Origin of the sequence: Modestobacter sp. VKM Ac-2979, assembly GCF_026967995.1 — a bacterium.
Taxonomy (GTDB): Bacteria; Actinomycetota; Actinomycetes; order Mycobacteriales; family Geodermatophilaceae; genus Modestobacter.
Genome location: NZ_JAPVBO010000005.1, coordinates 186,614 through 194,493, shown reverse-complemented (window position 1 = coordinate 194,493; position 7,880 = coordinate 186,614). Strand labels below are relative to the sequence as shown.

8 protein-coding genes and 1 tRNA gene are annotated in these 7,880 nt (G+C 70.9%); 2 read left to right on the top strand and 7 right to left on the bottom strand.

Going from position 1 to position 7,880, the window contains the following annotated elements:
* Window positions 1-11: 11 nt before the first annotated feature.
* Window positions 12-85, bottom strand: a tRNA-Leu gene (locus O2W15_RS15810).
* 68 nt (window positions 86-153) lie between these two features.
* Here O2W15_RS15810 and O2W15_RS15805 point away from each other — a divergent pair.
* Both O2W15_RS15805 and O2W15_RS15800 read left to right on the top strand, forming a co-directional pair.
* On the top strand, window positions 154-774 hold the full coding sequence (locus O2W15_RS15805; RefSeq protein ID WP_269162240.1) for an ANTAR domain-containing response regulator: 621 nt from the start codon (window positions 154-156) through the stop codon (window positions 772-774).
* Window positions 775-998: 224 nt separating this feature from the next.
* Complete coding sequence (locus tag O2W15_RS15800) at window positions 999-2,327, top strand: ABC transporter substrate-binding protein (RefSeq protein WP_269162241.1); 1,329 nt, start codon at window positions 999-1,001, stop codon at window positions 2,325-2,327.
* Window positions 2,328-2,444: 117 nt separating this feature from the next.
* On the opposite strand, the gene O2W15_RS15795 is transcribed toward O2W15_RS15800, so the two are convergent.
* The 6 genes from O2W15_RS15795 to O2W15_RS15770 form a co-directional block, all read right to left on the bottom strand.
* Complete coding sequence (locus tag O2W15_RS15795) at window positions 2,445-2,861, bottom strand: DUF1772 domain-containing protein (RefSeq protein ID WP_269180063.1); 417 nt, start codon at window positions 2,859-2,861, stop codon at window positions 2,445-2,447.
* Window positions 2,862-2,957: 96 nt separating this feature from the next.
* Window positions 2,958-3,845, bottom strand: a complete 888-nt coding sequence (locus O2W15_RS15790) for an ABC transporter ATP-binding protein (RefSeq protein WP_269162243.1) — start codon at window positions 3,843-3,845, stop codon at window positions 2,958-2,960.
* Entirely contained in the window at window positions 3,842-4,885 is a 1,044-nt protein-coding gene (locus O2W15_RS15785; protein WP_269162244.1) for an ABC transporter ATP-binding protein, read from the bottom strand. The genes O2W15_RS15790 and O2W15_RS15785 overlap by 4 nt, the downstream gene beginning before the upstream one ends.
* Entirely contained in the window at window positions 4,875-5,873 is a 999-nt protein-coding gene (locus O2W15_RS15780) for a branched-chain amino acid ABC transporter permease (protein WP_269162245.1), read from the bottom strand. Before O2W15_RS15780 ends, O2W15_RS15785 begins: the two co-directional genes overlap by 11 nt.
* 3 nt (window positions 5,874-5,876) lie before the next feature.
* Window positions 5,877-7,244 (bottom strand): branched-chain amino acid ABC transporter permease, encoded by a 1,368-nt coding sequence (locus O2W15_RS15775; protein ID WP_269180062.1) that lies wholly within the window; start codon window positions 7,242-7,244, stop codon window positions 5,877-5,879.
* A 193-nt stretch (window positions 7,245-7,437) separates the two neighbouring features.
* Entirely contained in the window at window positions 7,438-7,845 is a 408-nt protein-coding gene (locus O2W15_RS15770; protein WP_036340824.1) for a PaaI family thioesterase, read from the bottom strand.
* Window positions 7,846-7,880 lie beyond the last annotated feature (35 nt).

Sequence of the window (7,880 nt, the reverse complement as noted above, 5' to 3'; positions counted from 1 at the left end):
TGGTCCTTCGGTGCCCCCGGTGCGACTCGAACGCACACTGCGCGGGTTTTGAATCCGCTCCCTCTGCCGATTGGGGTACGGGGGCCAGCTCAACCGGGTGACCAGCAGCGTATCGGGCGAGGTGTGACCCGCTGCGGCCGATAGGATCACCGGGTGACCAACGCACCGACCCGGGTCCTCATCGCTGAGGACGAGGCCCTCATCCGCCTCGACCTCAAGGAGATGCTGGAGGAGGAGGGCTACGTCGTCGTCGCTGAAGTCGGCGACGGCCAGGCTGCCGTCGAGCAGGCGAAGCTGCTGCGCCCCGACCTCGTCGTCCTCGACGTCCAGATGCCCGTCCTCGACGGCCTGGCCGCGGCCGAGCAGATCGCTGCTGCGCGCATCGCGCCGGTGATCGTGCTGACCGCGTTCAGCCAACGGGAGCTCGTCGAGCGTGCCCGCGACGCCGGTGCGATGGCCTACCTGGTCAAGCCGTTCTCCAAGAACGACCTGGTGCCCGCGATCGAGGTGGCGGTGGGCCGCTTCCAGGAGATGCACGCGCTGGACGCCGAGGTGAGTGACCTCAAGGAGCGGCTGGAGGCCCGCAAGGTCGTCGAGCAGGCGAAGGGGCGGCTCATGTCCGAGCGGGGCATGACCGAGGCGGAGGCGTTCCGCTGGATCCAGCGCACGGCGATGAACGAGCGCACCTCGATGAAGGCCCTGGCCCAGGTGATCCTGGAGACCGACGCCCAGCCGACCGGGGACAGCAGCCCGACCTCTCCCGCCGGCTCCTGACCGGCGGCGCCGGGGCACCCGTCCCCGGCGCGTTGCGGCGGTGTGTCGCGCCCGCCGAGCGCGTGGCGACTGCGCAACGTGCAGGTCACGACCTCATCACGGTGCAGTCGAGGGTGGTCCGGCGCGTCCGACCGGCAGTTAGGTTCTCCGCACTGATCGGCTCCCCGACAGGCGATGAGGCCTGTCGGGGAGCGTGGAGAACACACCTCACTGGGAGTTCCTTGATGCGCACAGGCACGTTTGCCCGCGCGACCGCCCTCTCCGGTGCTGCCCTCCTCGCGCTGACCGCCTGTGGCGGCAGCGACGAGGGCGGCGGCACCACCGATGACGGCGCGAGCGGCGAGAAGCAGGTCAACGTCTACGGCACCGACGGCAACATGGGCAACGCCCTCGGTGAGGACTTCTCTGACGAGGGTGCGCTCGCCGGGATGCGCGGCACGACGCCGCTGACCGAGCTGTCCGGCGACTTCACGGACCGGCTGCTGGCGGTCGACCCGGACCTGCAGGACTACAACTACGCCGGTGAGACCTATGACGCCGTCATCCTGACCGCGCTCGCGGCCCAGGCCGCCGGCAGCAGCGACGCCACGGTGTTCGCGCCCTACCTCAACGGGCTCACCTTCGGTGGCGAGGCCTGCGACAGCTTCTCCGCCTGCGTGGAGATCATCAACGCCGGCGGCAACGTCGACTACGACGGCGTCAGCGGCCCGCTGAGCTTCGCCGAGGCAGGGGAGCCGGCCCAGGCCAGCTTCGGGATCCTGCAGTTCGGCGAGGACAACGCCCTCGACGACGCGGCGACCGACTTCGTCATCGCCGGCGACGAGGCCAACGCCGCCACCGACGAGGGCCCGGCCTACGCGCCGGCGGGCGCCACGGGTGACCCGCTGGTGATCGGCACCCTGCTGCCGCTGACCGGGAACCTGGCCTTCCTCGGCCCGCCCGAGGTCGCCGGCGCCCAGCTGGCGATCAACGAGGTCAACGAGGCCGGTGGCGTGCTCGGCCAGCCGGTGCAGCTCGTCGAGGGTGACTCCGGTGACGCCTCGACCGACACCGCGACCCAGACCGTCGACCGGCTGCTGCAGTCCAACGTCGACGCCATCGTCGGTGCCGCCTCGTCCGGCGTGAGCCTCACGGTCATCGACACCATCACCGGTGCCGGTGTCCTGCAGATCTCGCCGGCGAACACCTCCGACCAGTTCACCGAGTACGACGACAACGGGCTGTACTTCCGCACCGCACCCCCGGACACGCTGCAGGCCCGCGCGCTGGCCGACCTGATCGCCGAGGACGGCAACAACACCGTCGGCATCCTGGCGATCAACGACCCGTACGGCACCGGTCTGGCCGAGAACACCCGGGACAACCTGATCGCCGGCGGTCTGTCCGAGGACAGCATCAACTACGTCACCTACGACCCGCAGGCGGCGAACTTCGACTCCGAGGTGCAGCAGATGGTGGACTTCAACCCCGACGCCGTCGTCGTCATCGGGTTCGAGGAGTCCTCGCGGATCATCCAGGGCCTCAACGCCCAGGGCATCGGGCCGCAGCGCTGAGCTGAGGCCCCAGGCGCTGTGATCGAGCAGCGCTGATCGGTTCCACCGTTCCAGGCTGCGGCCCGGCACCCCCCAGGTGCCGGGCCGCAGTGCTGTGTGCGGCCGGTGGGGTGCGCCTCAACCGACGAGGAGCGCGGCCACACCGACAGCTGCGGTCGCCAGGCCCGCCCGTACGGAGTCCACCCGGAGCAGCCGACGGTGCACGGCGACGTCCCAGCCGGCGTCCAGGCGGCGGTGCAGCGGGACGGCCCCCACAGCGGTCACCAGCAGGACGAGGGCGACGAGCGCAGCCGCGGCGAGGGCCAGGCCCAGGGGCGTGCCGTTCGGCCGGTCGACGACCAGCCAGCTGCTGGTCAGCACCTGTGCGGCGAAGAGGGGGCCGACCACCCTGCTGACCCGGCGCTGGTGCGCGCGCTCGTAGCCCGGGAAGGCTGCCGCGGGCACCTGGTCGAACTGCGGGTAGACCAGCACCCGGACGGTCCACTGGAAGCCGGCGTACGCGCTGACCGCGATCAGGTGGGCGAGGAGGAGCACCCGGTGAGTCTGCCCGGACCGACTGCACCGGGGACGACGACGGCCGGCCTCCCAGGGGAGACCGGCCGTCGTCGTGGAGTCACCGTCGCCGTGGCGTCACTGGGCCTTGGCGAGGGTCCCCAGGTAGAGCTCGATGACCTTCGGGTCGTTCATCAGCGACTTGCCCGTGTCGGTGTAGGCGTTGCGGCCCTGGTCGAGCACGTAGCCACGGTGGCAGATCTGCAGGCACCGCCGGGCGTTCTGCTCGACCATGATGATCGAGACGCCGGTCGCGTTGATCCGCCGGCAGCGGATGAACACCTCGTCCTGCAGCACCGGGGAGAGGCCCGCGGAGGGCTCGTCCAGCAGCAGCACGGAGGGGTCCATCATGAGTGCGCGGCCCATGGCCACCATCTGTCGCTCGCCACCGGAGAGGGCGCCGGCCTTGCCCTTCCGCCGGTCACCGAGGAGCGGGAACAGGTCGGCGACGTAGTCGAAGCGCTCCTTGAACGACTTCGGACGCAGGTAGACGCCCATCTGCATGTTCTCCTCGATGGTGAGCGAGGGGAACACGTTGTTGTTCTGCGGTACGTAGCCGACGCCCAGGGAGACCAGCCGGTGGGCCGGGGCCGACGTGATGTCCTCCCCGCGGAGCGTCACCGCGCCGGACCGGACCGGGATCAGCCCGAACAACGCCTTGAGCAGCGTGGACTTGCCGGCGCCGTTGGGGCCGATGATCCCGACGAGCTCGCCGTCGGCGAGGTAGAAGTCGCAGCCGTTGAGGATGTTGACCCCGGGCACGTAGCCCGCCACCAGGTCGTCGGCGCGGACCAGTGCACCCTCGGCGAGCCGCAGGTGCTCCTCCCGGGTGGCTGCCTTCTCCGCGGGCGACATGGCCGCCGCGGTGGCGGGGCCCGGGTCCTCGGCGACCGGCCGGTCCTGCTCGGACTCCGGGACCGAGAACCTGCGGTCCTCCGGCGGACCTGGTACGTCGGCGGTGCTCATCGTCCTGTCCTCCTCTTGCGGCCCCGGTCGGAGCTGATGACGTCCTCGCGCCGGGCACGTTCGGCCGCCTGGTCCTCGGCGAGGAAGCGGTCCTCCTCCTCCTCGGACAGCGGGGCGTCGTGGTGCGCGCCCAGGTAGGCGTCGACGACGGCCTTGTTCTGGCTGATGGAGTCCGGTGCGCCCTCGGCGATGACCTTGCCGGCGGCCATGACGACGACCCAGTCGCTGATGTCCCGGACGACGTCCATGTCGTGCTCGACGAAGATGACCGTCATGCCCTCCTCGCGGAGGTCCTTGACGTGGCCGAGCAGGCTCTGGGTCAGCGCCGGGTTCACCCCGGCCATCGGCTCGTCGAGCATCACCACCTGCGGCTCGCTCATCAGCGCGCGGGCCATCTCCAGCAGCTTGCGCTGGCCGCCGGACAGGCTGCCGGCGAAGTCGTCCTTCTTGGCGTCGAGCTTGAACCGCCGGAGGAGGTCCATCGCCCGCTCGGTGTTGGCCTTCTCCTGCGCCTTCCAGGTGCCGGGTACCAGGGCACGGAGGAAGCTCTCCCCGCGCTGCCCCTGGGCGCCGAGCAGCATGTTCTGCAGCACGGTGAGCCGGGACAGCGCCTTGGTCAGCTGGAAGGTGCGGACGACGCCGAGCCGGGCGACCTGGTGCGGGCTGAGCTTGCCCAGGTCGCGGCCGTTGAACGACCAGGTGCCGGTGTTGGGCTGGTCGAACCCGGTGAGCAGGTTGAACAGCGTCGTCTTCCCGGCACCGTTGGGGCCGATCAGCCCGGTGATCCCGCCGCGCTGGATCTCCAGGTGGTCGACCGACACCGCGGTCAGGCCACCGAACGTGCGGGTGACGTGGTCGACGACGATCGCCGGGTCGGGCTTGGCGACGCCGACCTCCCAGGGGACGTCCCGGAGGGCTGCCTGGGCCACCCGCTGGGGCTGGGCGCGCGTGGCGCCGGCCGGGGCGGCGCCGCTGGCCGGGACCGTGGCCTCCTCGGACCGTGCGGCGTGCGCGCCGTGGGGAGCGGGGTCAGCGGGCATCGAGCATCACCTCTCGTCGGTCACCGAAGATGCCCTGGGGCCGGAACACCAACAACAGCATGAGCCCGACCCCGACCAGCACGTAGCGCAGCTGCGCGACGTCGGTGGAAGAGAGCAGCTCCGCGGGGATGATCCCGTTGGCGATCAGGGAGCGCAGCCCGGTGTCGGCGAACTGCAGGATGAACAGCAGCAGCATGGACCCGATGACAGGGCCGAGCACCCGTGCGGCGCCACCGAGGATCAGCGCCGCGTAGGCCAGGAACGTGTTGGCGTTCTGGTACTGGTCGGGGATGGCCGAACCGGTGCCGACGGCGTAGACCATGCCGCCGAAGGCGCCGAAGATCCCGCCCAGGACCAGGGCCTGCATCTTGTAGGCGTAGACGTTCTTGCCCAGGGAGCGGACGGCGTCCTCGTCCTCCCGGATGGCCTTCACCACGCGGCCCCACGGAGAGCGCATGAGCGCCCAGACGAGCAGCGAGCACAGTGCGACCAGGATCCACCCGATGGTGACGACCCAGAGCTCGCTGCCGCTCCAGGTGGTGCCGATCAGGTCGTACCGGCGACCGGTGTCCCAGGGGGCCAGCGCGATGAAGTCGCGGTTGAACGCCGACAGGCCCCGGGTGCCACCGGTGACCGGGGTGGCGGAGACCGATCGGAAGACCAGCCTCAGCCCCTCGGCCGTGGCGATGGTGACGATCGCGAGGTAGTCGGCGCGCAGCCGCAGCGTGGGCAGGCCCAGCAGCAGGGCGAGCACGACGGCGGCGAGCACCCCGACGAGGACGCCGACCCAGAAGGGCAGCCCCCACTGGCTCACCGAGATGGCGATGCCGAAACCGCCGAGCATGGCGAAGGCGATCTGACCGAAGTTGAGCAGCCCCGTGTACCCGAAGTGCACGTTGATGCCGATGGCGAGCAGGGCGAAGAAGATCGCCTGGAACCCGAAGAACGCCTTGCCCGCGATCGCGAACGCGTTGAGGAGGTCGGCCATCGGTCAGCCGATCCTGGCGCGGCTGCCCAGGATGCCCTGGGGACGGACGACGAGGATGACGATCAAGAGGAGCAGCCCTCCGACGTACTTCATGTCATTCGGGATGACGAGGGTGGACATCTGCACGAAGACACCGACGATGAGGCTGCCGAGCAGGGCGCCGTAGGCGGTCCCGAGCCCACCGAGGGTGACCCCGGCGAACATCAGCAGCAGCAGTCGGAAGCCCATGTCCCACTGGACCTGGTCGGAGAGGCCGAGGAGCACCCCGCCGAGTGCGGCGAGCGCGCCGCCGAGCACCCACACGAACAGGACCACCCGGTTGACGTCGATCCCGGAGGACGCCGCCAGGTCCCGGTTGTCCGACACCGCCCGCATCGCCTTGCCGATCTTGGTGCGCTGCAGCATGAGCGCCACCAGCACCAGCACGACGACCGCGATGACGATCGAGGCGACGTCCCGGTCCTGCAGGGTGAACGGGCCGTAGCTCTTCGCCCGCTGGCCCTGGTAGTCGGCGTAGGGGTTGGAGAACCCGCCGTAGAAGATCTGGTAGCTGTAGCGCAGCGCCAGGGACAGGCCGATCGAGACGACCAGCGCCGCGATGAGCCCGGTGCCGCGGCGTCGCAGGGGCCGCCAGATGGCCAGCTCGTTGAGGGCGCCGACGACCCCGCCGACCACCATCGCCAGCAACGCGGCGGGGATCAGCGGCACCCCGCCCTGCACGTTGATGTACCAGGCCGCGACGGCGCCGATGGTGACCAGCTCGCCGTGGGCGAAGTTGGTCAGCCCGGTGGTGCCGTAGATCAGCGACAGGCCGACCGCTGCCATGGCGATCAGGAGCCCGAACCGCAGGCCGTCGACGAACAGCTGGACGGCGCGGATGGTGCCGCCCCCGTCGTTGCGACTGCCGTCGTTCAGGCCGATGTTGACCGGCTGGGCACGCCCGGAGTCGACGGTGACGGTGCGGCTGGGCTCGCCGTTGACCTCCACGCCCTCCGGCAGGTCGTCGGCGTCGACGCTCACGACGTACTGGCCGGGACCCGGGAGGTCGACCTCCCACCGGCCGTCCTCGCCGGTCTGGACCGTGTCCACGGTCTCGCCGTCCGGCGTGGCCACCTCGACGGTGACGCCCTCGATCGGGCCGCTCAGGCTGGTCTGCAGGGTGCCGCGCACCTGCTCGCCCGCCTCCACCGCGGAGGCGACGCCGGGCACCAGGGTGGCGAAGGCCATCCCGAAGGCGGCGACGAGCAGGGCAAGGACCAGCGGACGGCGGGTGCTGCGCCACCGGCGCGTGCTCCGCCGGGGTGCTGACCGGTCCTCCCGGGTGGAGCTGCGTTCCCCGTACCTCGCGGCACGGTGGGGCGCGTGCGTCACTCGACCTCCCAGCCGTTGGATGTGAGGCGGGACAGTAACCCACCCCCGTTACGGGGATCGACCTGCTGGGACACACTGTGACCCTTCTGCGACACGCCGATGTGCTACTCGCCGGTAGTCCGGGGGCGACGTGTCGCCCGTGCGCGCGGCCCAGCGCCGGCTGGACCGGGGGCGGGGCAGGCCCGCTCCGGGTTCACCGCGCGGGGCGGATCAGGCAGGTGAGCCGTGCGCTGGCTGTCGGCCGGCCGGCTTCGTCGCTCACCGAGATCAGGAAGGTCGCCAGCGTGCGGCCACGCCGGACGGGCGTGCAGACCGCGGTGACCAGGCCGGAGGTGGCCGCCCGCAGGTAGCTGGCGTTCAGCTCGATGCCGACGACCGTGCCGCCCGGTCCGGCGTGCAGCATCGCCGCCCACGACCCGATGCTCTCGGCCAGGGCGCAGGTGGCCCCTCCGTGCAGCAGGCCGAAGGGCTGTTCGTTGCCGGCGACCGGCATGGTCGCCACCAGCCGGTCGGGGGTGTAGTCGGTGATCTGGATCCCGAGCTTGTCGTCCAGGGGTCCCTGGGTGTCGGACGGCAGCCAGTCCGGACGCGCGGTGGTCATCCGCGCACCGTAGCCACCGGGAGGTGCCTGGTCGG

Excerpts from the sequence above, each read along its gene's own strand:
- O2W15_RS15800 (WP_269162241.1), top strand. The coding sequence starts at position 999 with ATGCGCACAGGCACGTTTGCCCGCGCGACCGCCCTCTCCGGTGCTGCC.
- O2W15_RS15790 (WP_269162243.1), bottom strand. The coding sequence starts at position 3,845 with ATGAGCACCGCCGACGTACCAGGTCCGCCGGAGGACCGCAGGTTCTCG.
- O2W15_RS15785 (WP_269162244.1), bottom strand. The coding sequence starts at position 4,885 with ATGCCCGCTGACCCCGCTCCCCACGGCGCGCACGCCGCACGGTCCGAG.
- O2W15_RS15780 (WP_269162245.1), bottom strand. The coding sequence starts at position 5,873 with ATGGCCGACCTCCTCAACGCGTTCGCGATCGCGGGCAAGGCGTTCTTC.
- O2W15_RS15770 (WP_036340824.1), bottom strand. The coding sequence starts at position 7,845 with ATGACCACCGCGCGTCCGGACTGGCTGCCGTCCGACACCCAGGGACCC.